The 18654-nt window shown below is 39.0% G+C and carries 16 protein-coding genes; 10 read left to right on the top strand and 6 right to left on the bottom strand.

Annotation, left to right across the window (positions count from 1 at the left end):
* Positions 1 to 9 precede the first annotated feature (9 nt).
* Complete coding sequence (locus E0E32_RS16320; protein ID WP_066185895.1) at positions 10 to 282, bottom strand: ACT domain-containing protein; 273 nt, start codon at positions 280 to 282, stop codon at positions 10 to 12.
* Between the two features lie 272 nt (positions 283 to 554).
* On the opposite strand from E0E32_RS16320, the gene E0E32_RS16315 reads away from it, so the two are divergent.
* The gene (locus E0E32_RS16315) at positions 555 to 1286 is read left to right on the top strand and encodes a Cof-type HAD-IIB family hydrolase (RefSeq protein ID WP_130860238.1); all 732 of its coding nucleotides are present in this window, start codon (positions 555 to 557) and stop codon (positions 1284 to 1286) included.
* 112 nt (positions 1287 to 1398) lie between these two features.
* Positions 1399 to 2820 (top strand): NADP-dependent phosphogluconate dehydrogenase, encoded by a 1422-nt coding sequence (gene gnd, locus E0E32_RS16310; RefSeq protein ID WP_066185891.1) that lies wholly within the window; start codon positions 1399 to 1401, stop codon positions 2818 to 2820.
* Between the two features lie 116 nt (positions 2821 to 2936).
* Here gnd and zwf read toward each other — a convergent pair whose 3' ends face one another.
* Complete coding sequence (gene zwf, locus E0E32_RS16305; protein ID WP_066185885.1) at positions 2937 to 4418, bottom strand: glucose-6-phosphate dehydrogenase; 1482 nt, start codon at positions 4416 to 4418, stop codon at positions 2937 to 2939.
* 272 nt (positions 4419 to 4690) lie between these two features.
* Between zwf and E0E32_RS16300 the strand changes: the two genes are divergently transcribed.
* Positions 4691 to 5458 carry a TIGR01457 family HAD-type hydrolase gene (locus tag E0E32_RS16300; RefSeq protein ID WP_130860237.1) on the top strand — a complete coding sequence of 256 codons (768 nt, stop codon included), beginning with the start codon at positions 4691 to 4693 and terminating at the stop codon, positions 5456 to 5458.
* Between the two features lie 336 nt (positions 5459 to 5794).
* Here the strand turns inward: E0E32_RS16300 and mreBH are convergent, their stop codons facing one another.
* A complete protein-coding gene (gene mreBH, locus E0E32_RS16295; RefSeq protein WP_066185868.1) occupies positions 5795 to 6802 on the bottom strand; it encodes a rod-share determining protein MreBH in 1008 nt (335 codons plus the stop codon).
* A gap of 332 nt (positions 6803 to 7134) precedes the next feature.
* On the opposite strand from mreBH, the gene E0E32_RS16290 reads away from it, so the two are divergent.
* The 6 genes from E0E32_RS16290 to pdaA all read left to right on the top strand — a co-directional run bounded on the left by E0E32_RS16290 (position 7135) and on the right by pdaA (position 10742).
* A complete protein-coding gene (locus E0E32_RS16290) occupies positions 7135 to 7503 on the top strand; it encodes a DnaJ family domain-containing protein (protein ID WP_078059864.1) in 369 nt (122 codons plus the stop codon).
* A gap of 15 nt (positions 7504 to 7518) precedes the next feature.
* Positions 7519 to 8049, top strand: a complete 531-nt coding sequence (locus tag E0E32_RS16285) for a low molecular weight protein-tyrosine-phosphatase (protein ID WP_350308634.1) — start codon at positions 7519 to 7521, stop codon at positions 8047 to 8049.
* A 17-nt stretch (positions 8050 to 8066) separates the two neighbouring features.
* The gene (locus E0E32_RS16280; protein ID WP_066185863.1) at positions 8067 to 8360 is read left to right on the top strand and encodes a YtxH domain-containing protein; all 294 of its coding nucleotides are present in this window, start codon (positions 8067 to 8069) and stop codon (positions 8358 to 8360) included.
* Complete coding sequence (locus E0E32_RS16275; protein ID WP_130860235.1) at positions 8347 to 9204, top strand: YihY/virulence factor BrkB family protein; 858 nt, start codon at positions 8347 to 8349, stop codon at positions 9202 to 9204. The genes E0E32_RS16280 and E0E32_RS16275 overlap by 14 nt, the downstream gene beginning before the upstream one ends.
* Before the next feature lie 97 nt (positions 9205 to 9301).
* Positions 9302 to 9694, top strand: coding sequence for an OsmC family protein (locus E0E32_RS16270; protein ID WP_066185858.1), 393 nt, complete (start codon positions 9302 to 9304; stop codon positions 9692 to 9694).
* A 253-nt stretch (positions 9695 to 9947) separates the two neighbouring features.
* Positions 9948 to 10742, top strand: coding sequence for a delta-lactam-biosynthetic de-N-acetylase (gene pdaA, locus E0E32_RS16265; protein WP_066185852.1), 795 nt, complete (start codon positions 9948 to 9950; stop codon positions 10740 to 10742).
* Between the two features lie 43 nt (positions 10743 to 10785).
* Here pdaA and E0E32_RS16260 read toward each other — a convergent pair whose 3' ends face one another.
* From E0E32_RS16260 to E0E32_RS16250, 3 genes are all read right to left on the bottom strand, one after another.
* Positions 10786 to 12873, bottom strand: a complete 2088-nt coding sequence (locus E0E32_RS16260; RefSeq protein ID WP_066185849.1) for an RNA degradosome polyphosphate kinase — start codon at positions 12871 to 12873, stop codon at positions 10786 to 10788.
* 129 nt (positions 12874 to 13002) lie between these two features.
* Positions 13003 to 14529: a Ppx/GppA family phosphatase gene (locus tag E0E32_RS16255; RefSeq protein ID WP_130860234.1), complete on the bottom strand. Its 1527-nt coding sequence runs from the start codon at positions 14527 to 14529 to the stop codon at positions 13003 to 13005.
* An 84-nt stretch (positions 14530 to 14613) separates the two neighbouring features.
* The gene (locus tag E0E32_RS16250) at positions 14614 to 15957 is read right to left on the bottom strand and encodes a tetratricopeptide repeat protein (RefSeq protein WP_130860233.1); all 1344 of its coding nucleotides are present in this window, start codon (positions 15955 to 15957) and stop codon (positions 14614 to 14616) included.
* Between the two features lie 490 nt (positions 15958 to 16447).
* Here E0E32_RS16250 and E0E32_RS16245 point away from each other — a divergent pair, with 490 nt between their 5' ends.
* Positions 16448 to 18568 carry an ATP-dependent Clp protease ATP-binding subunit gene (locus E0E32_RS16245; RefSeq protein WP_130860232.1) on the top strand — a complete coding sequence of 707 codons (2121 nt, stop codon included), beginning with the start codon at positions 16448 to 16450 and terminating at the stop codon, positions 18566 to 18568.
* The last annotated feature ends 86 nt before the right edge of the window (positions 18569 to 18654 follow it).

Raw genomic sequence — 18654 nt, 5'->3', positions numbered from 1 at the left:
TTATTCCTCCTACACACGATGCATTGCTTGAAATACATCCTCTAATTGGATGCTGATTTTTAAGCCTAACTCATTTTCGACTGGCTTGAATTGCTTCTGCAGCATGTTTAAATTATTAGTATCCTTGATATCAATTAACATGATCATCGTAAAGAAATCCTGTAAAATGGTTTGACTAATATCCAAGATGTTCATCTCGTTTTCAGAAAGGACGGTTGTGACTTTGGAAATAATACCTATCTGATCCTTGCCAACCACACTTACTACTGCTCGTTTTGCCATTCTGATCATCCTTTTTATGATTTTATTCTGATAAAAATGTCCTTCACTAAAGACGTAGGTTTGGTTTCATTTGGAGATGAAAGGATTATACCTGATCTTCATTACATTAAAATATAGCATTATTATGCCTTGCTATCAAATTTTCTTTATTTATCTAACATGCCTTCTTTCCCTTGAAATAGAATTTCACTTAATGTATAGCCACTGTTTTTGCTAAATTTCTTCGTTTGCCTTAAAATATAAGGAGAACTGATATGGAAAGGAGTACATACATGACAAAGGATATCAAACTAATTGCCCTGGACATGGATGGTACATTGCTAGGAGCAGACCATCAAGTATCAGAAAGAAATCAACATGCAATAAAGCAAGCACAGAAAAAAGGTGTTGAGGTCATTATTTCAACGGGGAGACATTATCAAACAAGTTCCAAAGTCGCAGAGGCATTAGGGATTGATTATTTGATTACGGTGAATGGAAGTGAGATTTGGACATTGTCAGGTGAGCTTATTTCTCGACAAACCATCCAACCTAACACGATAAAAAAGCTCGTTGATATAAAAGATGAACATAATGTTTGGGCCTGGCTAGCCTCCGTAACAGATTTATGGCGTGGGGAAGTACCGACTGATTTACTGGCACATCAATGGCTGAAGTTCGGTTTTGACACGAATGATCCAACAACAAAGGAGCTCATTGTCAAGACACTAGCAGAATGGGATGATGTCGAAGTGAGTAATTCCAGTCCCACCAATATTGAAGTGAACGCGATAGGAGTCAATAAGGCAGCCGCTATTGAGACCATTTGTGAGCGGTTAGGGATAACAATGAATCAAGTAATGGCAGTCGGCGATAGCTTGAATGATATTAAAATGATTGAAGAAGCTGGCTTGGGTATCGCAATGGGTAATGCACAAGAACCTGTTAAAAAAGTAGCCAATCAGCAAACGGCGGCTAACACTCAAGATGGAGTAGCGCAGGCCATTGAAAGATGGGTACTCTAAGAGAGTGCACGATTTTGATCCGTCATACGAAATGGAAGGCATTTATCCTTTATTTATGGTAAAATAGAGAGGGAAAATATTATAGTAATAATGAAAAGGAGCGAATAAGAGCATGGCTAAACAGCAATTTGGTGTCATTGGTCTTGCTGTTATGGGAAAAAACCTGGCCCTTAATGTAGAAAGCAGGGGTTATTCCGTAGCAGTATTTAACCGTACTTATCAAAAAACAGAAGACTTCTTAAATAATGAAGCAAAAGGTAAAAACTTCGTAGGTTCAGAAACGATTGAGGAATTCGTTGATTCGTTAGAAAAGCCTCGTAAAATAATGCTAATGGTACAAGCAGGACCAGCAACGGATGCAACGATTGCCTCTTTAAAACCTCTTTTAGACAAAGGGGATATATTGATTGATGGTGGTAATACATTCTTCAAGGATACGATGCGTCGTAATGCAGAACTTGATGAATCTGGCATCCACTTTATCGGTACTGGTGTATCCGGTGGAGAAGAAGGTGCACTTAAAGGACCTTCGATTATGCCAGGTGGTCAACAAGAAGCATATGAAAAAGTAGCACCGATTTTTGAAGCTATTTCTGCTAAAGTAAATGGTGATCCATGTGTTACCTATATCGGTCCGAATGGTGCAGGACATTATGTAAAGATGGTACATAATGGCATTGAATATGGGGATATGCAGCTGATTTGTGAAGCCTATTTCATTCTCAAGCATGTACTTGGTTTAGAAGCCGAAGAATTACATGAGGTATTTAAAGAGTGGAACAAGGGTGAATTGGATAGTTATCTGATCGAAATCACTACTGACATCTTCAAGAAAAAAGATAAAGAAACAGGCAAGCCAATGGTGGATGTCATTCTTGATACCGCTGGACAAAAAGGTACAGGTAAATGGACGAGCCAGAGCTCACTAGATTTGGGTGTACCATTACCTGTTATCACAGAGTCTGTGTTTGCACGCTTTATTTCCGCTATGAAGGAAGAACGTGTAGCGGCAAGCAAAGTATTACAAGGACCATCTGCACAAGACAAGCCTTATGAAGGGGATAAAGATGAGTTAGTCGAAGCCATCCGTAAGGCACTATACATGAGTAAGATTGTTTCTTATGCTCAAGGATTTGCGCAAATGCGTGCTGCTTCAGAGGAAAATGATTGGAACTTGCGTTATGGGGATATTTCGATGATCTTCCGTGGCGGATGTATTATCCGTGCCCAATTCCTCCAAAAAATCAAAGAAGCTTATGATCGCGATCCAGCTTTGGCTAATCTTTTATTGGATCCTTATTTCCAAGAAATCGTGGAGAGCTATCAAACATCATTGCGTAAGGTACTTTCCATTGCGATGGAACGCGGTATTCCAGTTCCAGGTTTTGCTAGTGCATTAGCTTATTATGATAGCTATCGTACAGCGACATTGCCAGCAAATCTACTTCAAGCACAGCGTGATTACTTTGGTGCCCATACGTATCAACGTGTAGATAAAGAAGGAGTATTCCACACCGAATGGTTGGAAGATTAATTTAAAAGAATCGACAAAGACGCCGGCTTTATGTCGGCGTCTTTGTTATAAGCTTTCTTAAATCTTAGCATAAAAAACAACCTATCCCTCGATTGGAATAGGTTGTTTTAAGGTGCTTATTCAGGTTTAACGTTCCACCACTCAAGACCGTCTTTATTTAAAAGCATATCAGCCTCTTTAGGTCCGTTAGTTCCAGACTTGTAATTAGGGAAGTCAGCTTTTTTACTAGCCCATGCATCTGCAATCACATCAACAAATTTCCAGGAAAGTGCTACTTCATCCCAGTGGGTAAAGTTTGTAGAATCACCGCGCATACAATCATGCAAGAGGATTTCATAAGCTTCCGGTGTATTCATTTTATCCTTTGCGTTGTTGTCATAGCTTAATGCAATCGGAGTAGAAGAAGCATTATAATCTCCTTTTCGGGCATTTACATGTAAGGTAATACCTTCATGAGGCTGTACATGAATCACCAATAAGTTGGACTGTGTTTCATTTCCTTGGCCATAATAAAGGTTCATAGGCAAATCCTTGAATTCAACAACGATTTGGGTTGACTTCTCTTTCATACGCTTTCCAGTACGAATATAGAAAGGGACACCTGCCCAGCGGAAATTATCAATCATCAGTTTAGCAGCAACAAAGGTGTCCGTGTTCGATTCAGGATCTACACCATTACCTTCACGATAAGAGGCAACTTCTTCTCCATTAACCGTTCCATTATCATATTGCCCACGAACAAAGTGCTGATCAATTTCATCTTCATTGAAGACGCGTAACGCCCTTAATGCTTTCACTTTTTCACTGCGAATCTCATCAGGCGTCAATTTAATTGGTGGTTCCATCGCGATCAATGCAAGCATTTGCAGCATATGATTTTGCACCATATCCTTGAGTGCCCCAGCGCTGTCATAATAACGGCCGCGTTCTTCTACACCCAGTACTTCACTGGAAGTGATTTGAATGTTGGAAATGTATTGATTATTCCATAAAGGTTCAAACAAGGCATTGGCAAAACGGATCACTTCAATATTTTGCACCATTTCCTTACCAAGATAGTGGTCGATACGATAGATTTGATCTTCGTTAAATGCTTCACGAATCTGATCATTCAGTTCTTTTGCTGACTGGTAATCGTGGCCAAATGGCTTTTCAATCACAAGGCGAGTCCAGCCTTCTGTTGTAGTCAATCCCTCTGATTTAAGGTTCGCGGCTAATGTACCAAAGAAATTAGGTGCCATGGAGAAATAGAAGAGACGATTACCTTCTGTTTCATGTTTGGCATCTAGCTCTTTAATTAAGTTCTCCAGTTCTTGATAGTGTTCCAAGTCTTGAATATCAAATGGGTTGTAATGGAAATGACTGGCAAATTCATCTTTATCAATATGAGGATCATCGAAGCTATCGATGGACTCCTTCACCTTTTCATGAAAAATTTCATTTGTCCACGGACGTCTTGCTACACCAATTACTGCAAAATTATCAGATAATTTTCCATTACGATAAAGTCTGTAAATGGAAGGGTAAAGTTTTCTATTTGCAAGATCCCCTGTCGCACCAAATATTACGATTACTGCTTTCGGGTTATTCGTTGTCATTGACTTTAACTACCTTTCTTCTAGTTTATTTACGAGTTATATGCATATGTGTCACGATATGCTATAATCATGTAGCAACTACAGTGATAAAGTAAAATTTATCAGGCATCATACTTTACTATTGTAGCATGTTATAAACTTCAATGGAATTATTCCACCTGATAACAATCAACTATAGTGCTAGTTGTCAATTGTCATAAATATATACTATCATTTATTATGAAAATAACAAATAAAATACATAGAATTTTTAAAAAATTTAGGAGGACACGATGAAACAATATAAAGGATTTTTAATTGACCTAGATGGAACCATGTATAAAGGAACAGAGCCTATTGAAGAGGCAATCTCTTTTGTGCAAAAATTGGAAGAAAAAAAGCTACCCTATTTGTTTGTAACCAACAATTCCACTAAACATCCCCGAGATGTCTCTGAAAAGTTGCAAAGCATGGGAGTACCAAGTACAGCAGAACATGTCTTTACCACGAGTATGGCAACCGCTCATTATCTGAAAGAACAAAAGCCTAATGGGAAAGTCTACGCCATTGGCGAGGAGGGACTGCACCTAGCTCTTGAAGAATGCGGACTGGAATTAGTGGAAGAGGATGCTGATTTTGTTGTAATGGGTTTGGACCGCACTATCACTTATGAAAAATTGACTAAGGGAGTTTTGAATATTCGATCCGGTGCCCAGTTTGTAGCCACAAATGGCGATGTTGCACTGCCAACTGAGCGCGGCTTCTTACCAGGTGCAGGCTCATTGATTTCTGTTTTGTCTGTATCCACTGGTGTAACACCAACTTTTATCGGCAAGCCAGAATCGATTATTGTGGAACAAGCGATAGAAGTGTTGGGCACAACAAAGCAAGACACCCTAATGATAGGTGACAATTACGATACAGACATCCTGGCAGGTATTCGTGCAGACATCGATTCCTTGTTGGTGCATACAGGTGTAACGACTGCAGAAGACCTCGAGGTTATCGAACAGCAACCAACATTCACGATGAACAGCCTTTCAGAATGGCCTTTTGAATAACAAGGATAAAAATGATGATGGACAGCGTGCTATGTTGCCCATCATCTCGCGGACTAGGGAGAGGAAAACACGCTCCTGAGTCCGTAAGAATAAATCTCACGGACAAAAAACCAGCAAAACGCGAAATACTGTCCGTAAGAGTAAATCTCACGGACAAAAAACCGGCAAAACGCGAAATACTGTCTGTAAGAATGGATCTCACGGACAAAAAAACGCACAAACGCGAAATACTGTCTGTAAGAATAAATCTAACGGACAAAAAAACGTCAAATCGCCAAATGCTGTCCGTAAGAACAACCTCTTATAGCTAAATCCGTCAAGCCCGGTATTTCCATATTATTTTGCCGCTTTTTGCAGTTTTTGAATCATTTGTAAGGATCGACCGGTTCCAACCGCTACAGATTCTAAGGGGCTGCTCGCAAGATGAACCGGTACATTTACTTCTTCGCCGAGCCAATCCTGCATTCCTTTTAATAAGGCACCTCCGCCAGTTATAGTAATCCCTTGGTCGACAATATCGCCGCTCAACTCAGGAGGGCAATCTTCAAGTGTTTCCGTTATAGCCTGGAAAATGGATTCTAACACTTCTTTGATAGCGTGATGAATTTCGCTTGAATGAATGGTCACCACTTTAGGTAAACCTGTGACAAGATCACGACCTCGAACATCCATTGTTTCTTCTCGGTGACCGTCCACGGCGTTCCCGATCTCAATCTTGACACGTTCTGCTGTGCTTTCCCCGATGAGGATATTATATTTCTTTTTGATATATTGGATAATCTCTTCGTCCATATGATCACCACCAACTCGCACAGAACGGCTGGCAACCACACCGCCAAAGGAAATGATTCCCACTTCGCTTGTGCCGCCGCCAATATCGACAATCATACTTGCTTGTGGTTCTGCTACTGGCAAGTCCGCACCAATGGCAGCCGCCACAGGTTCTTCGATAAGATGTACTTCTTTTGCACCAAAATTTTTGACCGCATTATCAATCGCTCGGCGCTCTACTGCCGTGCTCCCAGATGGGGTGCAGACAACGACACTAGGCTTACGCATTGATACACCAGCCTTTTTACTCACTTTTTTGAGAAAAGCTTTTAACATTTGAGTGGTACGATCAAAATCAGCAATCACGCCATCCTTTAATGGACGGATTGGAACAATATTACGTGGTGTTTTCCCAACCATTTCTTTTGCTTCATTTCCTACTGCTACGACTTGATTCGTAGACGTATCCACTGCCACGACAGAGGGCTCGTTTAAAATAATACCTTTGTTTTTAGTATAAATTAGTATATTTGCTGTACCTAAGTCAATTCCAATTTCAGTTGTTGAGAACATGATGTAACCTCCAGTTTATTGATTAGCTATTGTTAAGTAAATAAAACGCATATAAAATGTGTAAGTCATTGTTTATACTCTTCCCTATATAAAAAAACTCACTCTAATACATAATTATTCTTATGAAAAAAATAAATTATGACGGTTGTTGAAATAGTAAAATATTCATTTTTATAAAAGCTAACCAATGAAAAGAAAGACATTCTTATGTATACTGTTTGTAGAAGAACTACAATCAGCCTCACTTCAATATCGCAACCTTTATCAGTGTTTACAGCAATTACCGAGCAATTGGAACTGGTAATGATAGTGAGGGGAAAGGATGGTATATAGTGGATTTCATTTCGCAAATGGCAGAAGAGCGGATTAAACAAGCAATTGCTGACGGTGATTTTGATCAATTGGAGGGGAAAGGAAAACCTCAACGTCAAGACCCTTTGGCTGGTGTACCAGAAGATCTGCGAATGAGCTATCGAATCATGAAAAACAGTGGTTATCTTCCAGAAGAAGCAGAAATCAACAAAGAGTTAATGTCATTAAGGGATTTATTAAATGCCTGCACGAATGCAGAGGAGCAAGCAGATATTAGAAAACGGATATCGGAAAAGGAAATTCAATTTCAAATTTTAATCGATAAAAGAAAATGGAAGCAGAATCGTTCTGTTCGAAAATATAGTAATAAGTTGCAACGATTGTTCTAGTACTATTAGCAATAAATGATAGCAGAAATAGGATTAACAGGAGAGGTATGGTGGTATCATATGATTAAGGTGTTGTTTATTTGCTTGGGAAATATCTGCCGATCACCCATGGCTGAAGCGGTATTTCGTCAATTAGTGAAGGACAAAGGAGTGGAAGAGAAATTTATCATTGATTCTGCAGGTTTAGGTGATTGGCATATCGGCAGCCAGCCCCATGAGGGTACCAGACATAAATTGGATGAAAAGGGTATTTCTTATCAGGAACAGCATGCTCGGAAATTGACAGCAGATGATTTTGCTAACTTTGATTATATCATAGCCATGGATCAGCAAAATATCGATGAAATGTCTCGGTTTAATTATGCAGAAGAGACTGTCACTGTGAAAAAGTTAATGGATTTTGTTGACGACATGGAAGAAAACAATATTCCAGACCCTTATTTTACGAATAATTTTGATTACACGTATGAATTAGTCCAGTCCGGTTGTGAGCAATTATTTTATTATATATCTAACCAACAGGACTCGTCCTATAAAAAAATATAGAGAAAAGAGTTGAAATCATGAGTAGAGATAAAGTAATAAAAGGAGTAATCGCCGGTGCAGTAGTAGGTGGTCTTCTGACATTAACAAATAAAGATACAAGAAATTATGTAACAAAAGGAGTAAAAAATTGCGGCAGCCAAGTGTCCTTTTATCTGCATAACCCGGTTGAGGCGGTTCAACAATTGAATAATCAATATACACAATATTCGAAACAACTTTCCGCTACCCTGACATCTGTGTTAGATATCCTTAATCAAGTACAATCGGCAAGCAATAAACTACTTGAGCGAGATGAACATGAATCTAGCTGACAATCGTTTCGTTCAGTTCGTTAAACAATTGATAGCTCGTATTTCGAGACACGATGTCCCAGGGTTGTCGGCACAGTTATCTTATTTCTTTCTGTTATCCTTGTTTCCATTTATGATTTTCTTCGTCACCTTGATGGGTTATTTACCCTTTGAAGATATTGATGTAATCAATTTCTTATCGGATTACGCTCCTGCTGATATCGTGAATTTGTTAAATAGTACGATTTCAGAAGTAATGAATAATCGTAATGGTGGATTGTTATCCATTGGTATTATTGGTACACTTTGGTCCGCTTCTAATGGTATTAATGCTTTAATACGTTCTTTTAACTCTGCCTATGATATTGAAGAAGCACGTCCATTTCTTATTGCAAGAGGTATTTCGATTATTTTAACGATTGCTATGATTGGTGTCATCATTATGGCATTTGCTTTACCCATTTTTGGACGGATGATCGGAGAGTATATCTTTTCTTTGATCGGTCTATCGGATGATTTTGTTAGTTTATGGAATACCTTGCGCTGGGTAGTTTCTTCTGTTGTATTTTTTATTGTGTTGATTATGTTATACAAAATGGCACCGAGTAAACACGTTTACTTTAGACATACTTATCTAGGTGCGTTGTTTGCAACGGTTTTTTGGCAATTAACGTCATTAGGTTTTTCTTATTATGTATCCAATATGGCAAATTATTCTGCGACATATGGCAGTCTCGGTGGGGTAATCATTATGATGTTCTGGTTCTACCTGTCGGGTATTATTATCATCGTTGGCGGTGAGATCAATGCCTTGTTCGCTCAGAAGAAAGAGAGAAAGGCAATACGTGCGTCATCCGTAAGCTAGGCAGGAGAACATCTGCCTAGCTTATTTTCGTGATCAAGCTTATCGATTATCAGAGTGTGGTAAACTAACTATAACAAGGGAACAAGGAGGGAAGGCAATGGAATTTTATCTGAAACAAGGTGGGGTAAGGACTAATTTGGCTTATGGAGAATTAGATATTGCTGGTAATGAAGATAATGGTTACCGCCCATTTGAATTAATGGTAGCTTCGGTGACAGGCTGTAGCGCTTCTGTGTTCTGTAAGGTGTTAAAAAAGAAGCGGATCGATATTGATGATTTAAAGATTACTGCAGATGTGGAACGATCACCTCAACACGCCAATAAGATTACGGCTATCGAATTGCAATTTGTTGTTAAGGGTTCCCAACTAAAAAAAGATCAATTAGAAAAAGCTTTAGAAGTCGCCAGGAAAAATTGTTCGATGATTCGGACGATAGAGGAATCTGTCAACATTACTGAGAAGTTGGAAGTGATTAACCTGAGCCATTGATACTTGGATTTACTAAAGTGTGTTTGTCTGAGTATGATATGCACGCCTTAAGTTATTTAGAAAGGGTTCATCACCATAGACTCGAAATAGGCTTAAACCTATGGAATGATTTGGATCTGGAACCAATTCAAAGGTTCCGTATCTACTTTTGCTTCGTTGTTTATTTTTGGCTGGATTGCCAGCATTATTTTAGTGTAAAAAAGCATAAAAAACTGCCTGGATGTCAAAATAAAAGAAAAAAAGGTGAGTTTTTATGAAAAAATTATATGTATTGCTCTTGATTGGTTTATTTCTTTTTCCTTTGCAAGCTGAAGCAGTAAGTTATGGCTGGGGATATAAGAAAGCTGCCGATCATCAGCCACCTGAAGTAGGAAAATTTGAAGCAATCTTAGCCAAATATGACGCCTTCTATGTAGACCCATCTGGCGATAAGGATATCTATTTAACCTTTGACAATGGTTATGAGGCAGGATATACTAAACAAATTCTTGATGTATTAGCAGAGAAAAACGTACCAGCGACTTTCTTCTTAACCGGTCATTATGTTACTGATCAGCCATCACTGGTCAAACGAATGATAAAAGACAATCATATTATTGGAAATCATTCCGATGGGCATCGTGATTTTACTGCTTTATCAAATAAGGCATTCACTAAGGATGTAACAGTATTAACCGATAAATTAAAAGAAATCGATCAACAAGTAAATGTGAAATATATTCGCCCGCCGAAGGGAACTTTTAATGAAACGACTCTGGAATGGGCCGGTGAGCTGGGTTATACCCATATATTCTGGTCGCTTGCATTCGTTGATTGGAACCAAGGATCGGAGCAAGGCTGGGAACATGCGTATAAGCAAGTCATGGATCAGATTCATCCAGGTGCCATTGTATTAATGCATACCGTTTCACAAGATAATGCGGATGCATTGGCTTATTTAATCGATGATTTAAAAGAACAAGGTTATCAATTCAAAAGCCTGGATGACTTAATGTTAAAGCAGATGTTACCTAAAGAACTGCATCTGGGTACAAAACGGCCATCATAGTGAGTTGTTAAAAGAAGAGATAAGCAGCCCGACAAGAGGCTGCTTATTCTATGATAAAAGGTTGGTATGCTTGTTCAAAAAGGATTAACTGAGAATCTACATCGTTTTTGGGAGAAGTAATATGTGCATAGTTGCCATCGGGTGATTGGATCCGCGCTTTGGCTGTATCCTCCAGCATCAACTTTAGAATAGAAAGAATTCGTGCTTTGATCCGTCCTTCAAAAATAGGAAACATAAGCTCAACCCGTTTCACCATATTTCTTGTCATTAAATCAGCAGAAGATAAAAAGACCTTATCCTCTCCATTGTGATAAAAATAATACACGCGGCTATGTTCAAGAAAACGGCCCACAATACTGCGTACATGGATATTATCACTTACACCTGGAATTTTTGGTCGCAAGCAGCAAATACCACGAACGATCAGATCAATCTTCACTCCAATTTGTGAGGCCTCATACAATTTTTCAATTAAAAGCTTATCGGTTAAGGAATTCATTTTGGCAATAATATAACCATTTTTATAGCGTTTGTGGAAGTCCATTTCCTGATCAATATATGTCAATAAGTCGTTGCGAATATCAAATGGGGCCATTGATAAATGATGAAAGGTAGGTTTTTCGGTGTAGCCACTTAAATAATTAAAGAAATTAGTGGCATCCACACCAAACTTACGCTTTATCGTGACGTAAGACATATCGGTGTAAAATTTGGCTGTCTGATCATTATAATTACCGGTTCCTAAATGTACGATTCGTTCAATCCGCTGTTGATGTTTGCGAACAATCAAGGTGATTTTACTATGGGTTTTTAAGGAAATCATGCCATAGATAACATGACAGCCAGCTATTTCTAATTGTTTAGCCCACTGCACATTATTCTCTTCATCAAAACGAGCCTTCAATTCGACCAGAACAGTGACTTGCTTACCGTTTTCAGCAGCTCGTTTCAATCCGGCAATAATGGGGGAGCCACCACTTACCCGGTATAATGTCTGCTTGATCGCAAGCACTTCTGGATCATCGGCCGCTTCCCTGACCAAATCGACAATAGGTTCAAAGGATTCATAAGGATGGTGGAGAAAAATATCCCGCTTTCTTACCGCATCAAATACCGTTTCATCCTCATGTATATCTAGGGCTGGTTGTGGAATTAATGTTTCGTAAATTAAGTGTTCATTATCTTGCTCCAATTGGCTGTAAAACTCACCCAAGCAGGTGAGATCCAACGGTCCATTCATCACATATAAGTCTTTTTTATGAATGTCCAGCACGTGCAGTAAGAAATCAACCATTCCCGAATCCTGCTGTCTGGCGTCTACCTCTAGTCGAACGGCAGCACCAAATCGCCGTTTTTTTAATTCCTTCTCGATCTCCTTCAATAAATCATGTGCTCCTTCTTCGTGAATAGTCATATCTGCATTCCTTGTGATGCGAAAGGTGGTTACAGAAGTCACATGATACCCTTCGAAACATTTATGAATATAATAGCGAATGACATCTTCTAATAAAACATAATGGTGGGAGTCATCCATTCGCAAGAAGCGATCAAGTAGAGCAGGCACCTGTACAATCGCCGTTTTATGATGTTCTTGTTCATGGTCATAGTGATCGGCTAACTGCACGACGAGGTTGATAGATTTGCTTAGCAACATTGGAAATGCCCGATAGGCATCAATGGCCATTGGTGTGAGAATCGGAAAAATGTGTTCTGCAAAATAGTCACTTAAGCCGTCAAGCTGTTGTTTTGTTAAATCTTCCATCTGGATAATCCGAATGTCTTCTTTTTCTAGTTCAGCGAATAATTGTTTATATAAGGTATATTGTTCCTGCACTAATTCATGATTAAAGTCGGAAATTCGAGCAAGCTGTTGTTTTGGTGTCAGAACGGATTTGTTATCCGGTCGGTTAAATTCCGCTTTTACTTGGTCTTTTAATCCAGCCACACGCACCATAAAGAATTCATCAAGATTAGATGAAAAGATGGACAGAAAGCGCAGTCGCTCTAATAATGGATTCTTTACATCACTAGCTTCTTCTAGCACCCGCTTATTAAAAGAAAGCCAGCTTAGCTCTCTATTGTTGTAATCAGCCGGTGGGTGGGGTTTAGTTTTTTCTGTGTTTTTAGTCATATGATATCACCCTTTTTGTGCAGTCAGAAGGTATAAAAAACTCGTGAGAGCAGTTGAACAACCTCTTATAGTATAACTTTCCATTGTTAAGCCTATGTAAAGTGTATGTTTGATTCGTGTAAAATAGTTCTATTTCATTTTGAATTTTAATTGAATATTTTGATGGATCGCTTTTTCTAAGTGTTTCTTTTGTTTTTCTGATTGATATTCTTCTGGCCGGGCATCGCCATCGCACAATAATGTAATGACTAAGGCCTGCTTCTTTTGCTTAAAGGAAATATCTTGCACTACCTGTCTTTTGGTAGCATCTAAACAATAACTGAATTTTAACATTGCCCCTAGGTGTTGCAGTTTTTTTCGTTCCTCTTTCAGAAACCATGACTTGTAAGGCTGGATAAACTGTTTGAACACGGTCTTGTTTTTGTAAGAAGCTACTAAAGCAAGCTTTAATCGATCTTTGTGCATCAGTCCATCTATCGTACGATTGGCCAATAAGTAGAAGCTATGCTGTGCGCTTGATTCGGCATCAATATATTCACCTAGGTGACAGAGACAGCTCGCTCTTTTTAACAGCAGCCAGTCTTGCTTTTTTAAATGTAGTAAACCATTCTCACGGCAATAATTAAAAAGGGTTTTAGCGAAAAACTGAACATGAGTCACTTGTTTTAGATCCAAGTCATAATCATTAATCAGTTCTTGAATGCTGTCTTCAAGGACATTGGGGAAAATCGCATAGCCCATCTCTTTAGATAATTGTTCGTAAAATACTCCATCGCGTAAGCCTTTGCGACTGAGAATAAAACTATCGGCTTGTATCGTTTGATAGAGGCTGTGAAATACTTCAATAGCAGGAATGATAATATCCGCTCGATCCTTGGATAATCCCTCTACTTTCGTTAAGTTTTCTGGCTTCAGTGAGGTGAGATAATTACTGACTTGCATAATATCTGTGTCATACATTTGATACTGATGTAACCCAGCTAACGGGTATTTTTTTAGGTTTTGATCGATTTGGGCCAAGTTACGAGCACTTCCACCGATGGCGATTAAAGGCACTTCACGATTTCTCAACCATGGTAATGTATCAAATTGCTTGGTTAAGTAATGCCGAAGCTTATTTAACTCATTGGTGGTAGGAAGGGTATGTTTAAAGAAATCTTTTAGAGTCAGTGCACCAAAAGGAAAGCTATGTGATTCTTTTATTTCGCGGTCTTCGAAATAAGTTACCTCAGTACTTCCACCACCAATATCCACCGTGATTCCTGTAGTAATGGAGGTAGAGTTGACTACGGCCAAATATCCATAATAAGCCTCTTCTTTTTCTGAAAGAATACGCATCGCAAGCCCAGTCTGTTTACTTACTTGTTTTTCAATATCTTCTTGGTTAGCAGCTTGTCTAATCGTTGCTGTCGCTACACAAACAATATCCTGTAACGTATAGCTAGCCAAGACATCCTGGAAGCTTTGCAAGGTAGTGATTAATCGGTCAATACCAGCTTGGCTTACCGTATGATCTTCTTCGAGGAAAGTTCGCAGTCGGGCAACCGCCTTGACGTTCTCAATCTCTTTTAATCTGCCGCCTTTTTCTCTTAAATAAATCACAAGGCGCATGGTGTTGGAACCGATATCGATAATAGCAAAATATTGTTTCTCCATTATTGTCACATCCGTTTCTATAGGTAATATTTTTTTCGTATTATAACATATAAAAAGTGGCCGCCATTCTTTCATAAACGAGGTTCAAGAAGGGATATTACCTAGTAGCTGCTTATACATAGAAGCTTGTTCTTTATCCCCTTTTGCTAAATGACTCTTATATAAATATTGAATAGGGGCTGCATTCTTTGGTGATAATTCCATTTCCCATTCAAAGCATGAGATGGCCTGGTCATATTGTTCTAAATCATAATAGAGCTCCCCAAGGGCATATTGCTGGTCAGGGTTCTGCATCAATTTCTCCATATTGCGCAGTTTCTGTACGATGGGAAGTTCGGTATGCTCAATCCGTTTCAGAATGTCTCTTATTGGGATGACAGGGAGCAGTTTCTTTAGTACTTGCTGTAACAATTTTTCCAAGTGTGGATGATCTTCTTGATAAGTTACCGTTAGCTGCTTAAGTAAAGCCTGATAATTCCTGCTAAGTTCTTCTGTAGAGGCAGACTGTAGTGCCAGTTCAAAGGTCTCCTGCTGTTCTGCATTAATGGGTGACTGTAGATAATAGTGCAGCACGGTATCATATGCTTCTAGTGATAATAAATGCTTCATAATTTGCTCTGGTTCAAGGGTGGTTTGTAAGATATGCTGCCAAAAGTGAATCTGCTGGTCGGTCGTAAAATAATCGTTTAACAAGTTAGTTATGGAAGTATCTGTATGCAAGTGCTGATGTCGGATGTAATAAAGGTAAATTTGATCAAATATACGGTTATCCTGGTGGTATTGGTCAAACAACGACGGAACGAAAGGAGCAGGAAAGTCTTGGTCAACGATATAGTTCTCAATATAGAGCGGATCTTGCCAATCTTGGATTAGCTGAGGGATATGGTCATATGGTACTTTATATTTTTGGAAATCACGATGTTGCAGCATGTCATTAGCGAAGGTATCGTCAGGACGTGCCTCTGCAAAATGTAAGACGACCTGAAAGGCTTTTTTAAGTTGACCATTTCTTCGATAACGATAAAAGGCGTCCTTACAAAAGGTTTGAATTTTATTTGGTTGTATATAATGGTCAAACATTGCCAATACATAAAGCATTTCAGATGGATGATAGCTTTTTTTTAACTGCTGGACCATTTGATTGTTAGAGATAAGCGATGATTGATTTTGCAACTGTAAGAAAGCATTCGTTAAGAAATGATCAGCTGGATAGGATACTCCCGTTCGCAGTGCTCTTGCAAGATAGGATGTTAATTGGATAGAAGCAGTTTTCTTGATATTGATAAACTGATTTTTATAGCAGAATAGATAGTAGGAATGACGATTCTTTCCATATGCTTCGATGATTTTAGTTTGTCGGTAAATCGTTAAATGAGTGACTTTTAAACGGATTTTCCTTTTATTATAAAGCATTTCCAGCATGGCCATAAAGCACACAACTCCTTTTTGAGTGGATTAATGTAAGTGTAGCATAAAAGCAATGTTGGAGAAAAGTTCGACCTTCTAAAAATTGTTCAAAAATGACACATCGAATCTCCATATTGGCTTGTATAATAGGACTTGAAATGATGTTGACCTGGAACGAATCCCCCTTCCTGATCGGTAGTCAGCATTTTTTCATGATATAAGTTGAATGAAATCATTGTGGATTGATATCTGATAGGTGCTCTTGATCCCTTCGTGTGAATCGCCATTCACACGAAGGGATCAAACAAGGTATTATTAGGAAATAATGTGAGCAAAGACTTGCCTCACACATGTTTCTGATCGACCTTTTATGAAAAAAATAATTTTTTTGAGCAAAGATATTGAAAGTCAAAAAAGGTCAGAGTATAATAAGAATCAAGGAAGGTCAAAGATAGTCAAAGTCAAAGTTGACCTTGGCCTTCATCCTACTAATTTGAAGGAGGAATTATCTATGAAATGCCAACAATGTGGTGTTCATCAAGCAACTATTAATGTAAACCTTCGAGTCAATAATCAAACAGAATCATTACATGTGTGTCAGTCATGCTTTGAAGATATTAAAAATCAAATGAAACAACCATCAGGAATGTTTGGTGGACAAGGGTTTGAAGAATTCTTCGCTGGGGGAGCAAATGGCTCTGGAGCAGCCCAAGCGCAAACCCGTACTAGAAAAGGTGGCAGAGGGAATGGCCTGCTTGATCAACTAGGTAAAAATCTAACAGATGCAGCAAGATCGGGTCAGATTGATCCAGTTATTGGGCGCGATCAAGAGGTAAAACGTGTGATGGAAACCTTAAACCGCCGCAGTAAAAATAACCCTGTTCTTATCGGGGAACCTGGGGTAGGTAAAACTGCTATTGCAGAAGGTTTGGCACTAAAAGTAACAGAAGGTAGTGTGCCAGCGAAATTATTAGACAAACAAATCTATATTTTAGATGTCGCTTCGCTGGTTGCTAACACGGGAGTGCGTGGTCAATTTGAAGAGCGTATGAAGCAATTGGTTTCTGAGTTGCAAGAGCGTCAAGAAGTCATCCTATTTGTGGATGAAATTCATCTGTTGGTAGGCGCCGGCACTGCTGAGGGTTCGCAAATGGACGCAGGTAACATCCTAAAACCAGCTCTTGCTCGTGGCGAGCTGCAATTAATTGGAGCAACTACGTTAAAAGAATACCGTCAAATTGAAAAAGACGCAGCATTAGAACGTCGTTTCCAACCTATTATGGTTAAAGAGCCAACATTGGAAGAAACAGAACAAATTTTACAAGGCTTAAAAGATCGTTATCAACAATACCATCAAGTAGGTTACTCTGATGAAGTATTGAGCGCTGCCGTTCGTTTATCGAAAAGGTATATTCAAGATCGTTTCTTACCAGATAAGGCAATTGACTTGATTGATGAGGCAGGCGCACGTTTGAACTTAACTGTCAGTGAATCAGATCATGACAGTATTCAAAGTCGATTGGATGAAATTGTTAAAGAAAAAACAGAAGCAGCAGAACAAGAAGACTATGAGCGTGCTGCTAACCTTCGCCACCAAGAGATTAAACTTGAACAAAAATTGGCGGAATCTCAAGAAAAACCAAAGGCTGAAGTAACGATCGAGGACATTCAATTAATTATTGAAGAAAAAACAGGTATTCCTGTCCGCAAGATTCAGGCAGATGAACAGTCTAAAATGAAGCAGCTAGCCGACAATCTCAGCCAGAAGGTAATCGGTCAACAACATGCCGTAGATAAGGTTGCCAAAGCAGTGCGTCGTAGTAGAGCAGGACTAAAATCTAAATATCGTCCCATCGGTTCCTTCCTATTTGTTGGTCCAACAGGTGTAGGTAAAACCGAATTGACCAAGGCGTTAGCTGAAGAAATATTTGGTACCAAGGATGCGATGATTCGATTAGACATGAGTGAGTATATGGAAAAACACACGATCTCTAAAATTATCGGTTCTCCTCCTGGCTATGTAGGTCATGAAGAGGCAGGTCAATTAACCGAAAAGGTTCGTCGCAATCCATATAGCTTGCTTTTATTAGATGAAATCGAGAAGGCACATCCAGATGTACAGAATATGTTCTTACAGATTATGGAGGATGGTCACTTAACCGACAGTCATGGTCGGACAGTCAGCTTCAAGGATACCGTGATTATTATGACAAGTAATGCCGGTACCAATGTCAAAAATATTTCAGTAGGATTTAATAGTGACAACAATGAAGCTGTTTCCGTGCTAGAGCATTTAACAGATTATTTCAAAGCGGAATTCCTTAATCGTTTTGACGCGATCATTCCGTTTAATGAATTAACAGAAGCAGACTTGTTGCAGATTGTTGATTTAATGCTTGCTGAATTATCCGACCATCTTCAAGAAGCAGAACTTGAAATAACAGTAAGTGATGAAGCGAAGAAATTCCTTGCCGATAAAGGCTATGATCCACGCTTTGGTGCACGTCCATTACGTCGTGTGATCCAAGACAAAGTGGAAGATGGCATTACCGACATTATCCTAGAAGAAGATCAGGTGAACAAAGTAGAAGTCACTTTTGAGAACGAGGATATTGTGGTTAGAAACGTCTAATAGAACGATTTAATAGGGCACCCTCACGTGATGAGGGTGCTTTTAGTGTATTAAACCACTTCTTAAAACATCATCCCAGCATGAAA

The organism is Gracilibacillus phocaeensis, assembly GCF_900626275.1.
Taxonomy (GTDB): Bacteria; Bacillota; Bacilli; order Bacillales; family Amphibacillaceae; genus Gracilibacillus; species Gracilibacillus timonensis.
Note: the sequence above shows the minus strand (reverse complement) of the source record. Positions and strands in the feature narration are given on the sequence as shown.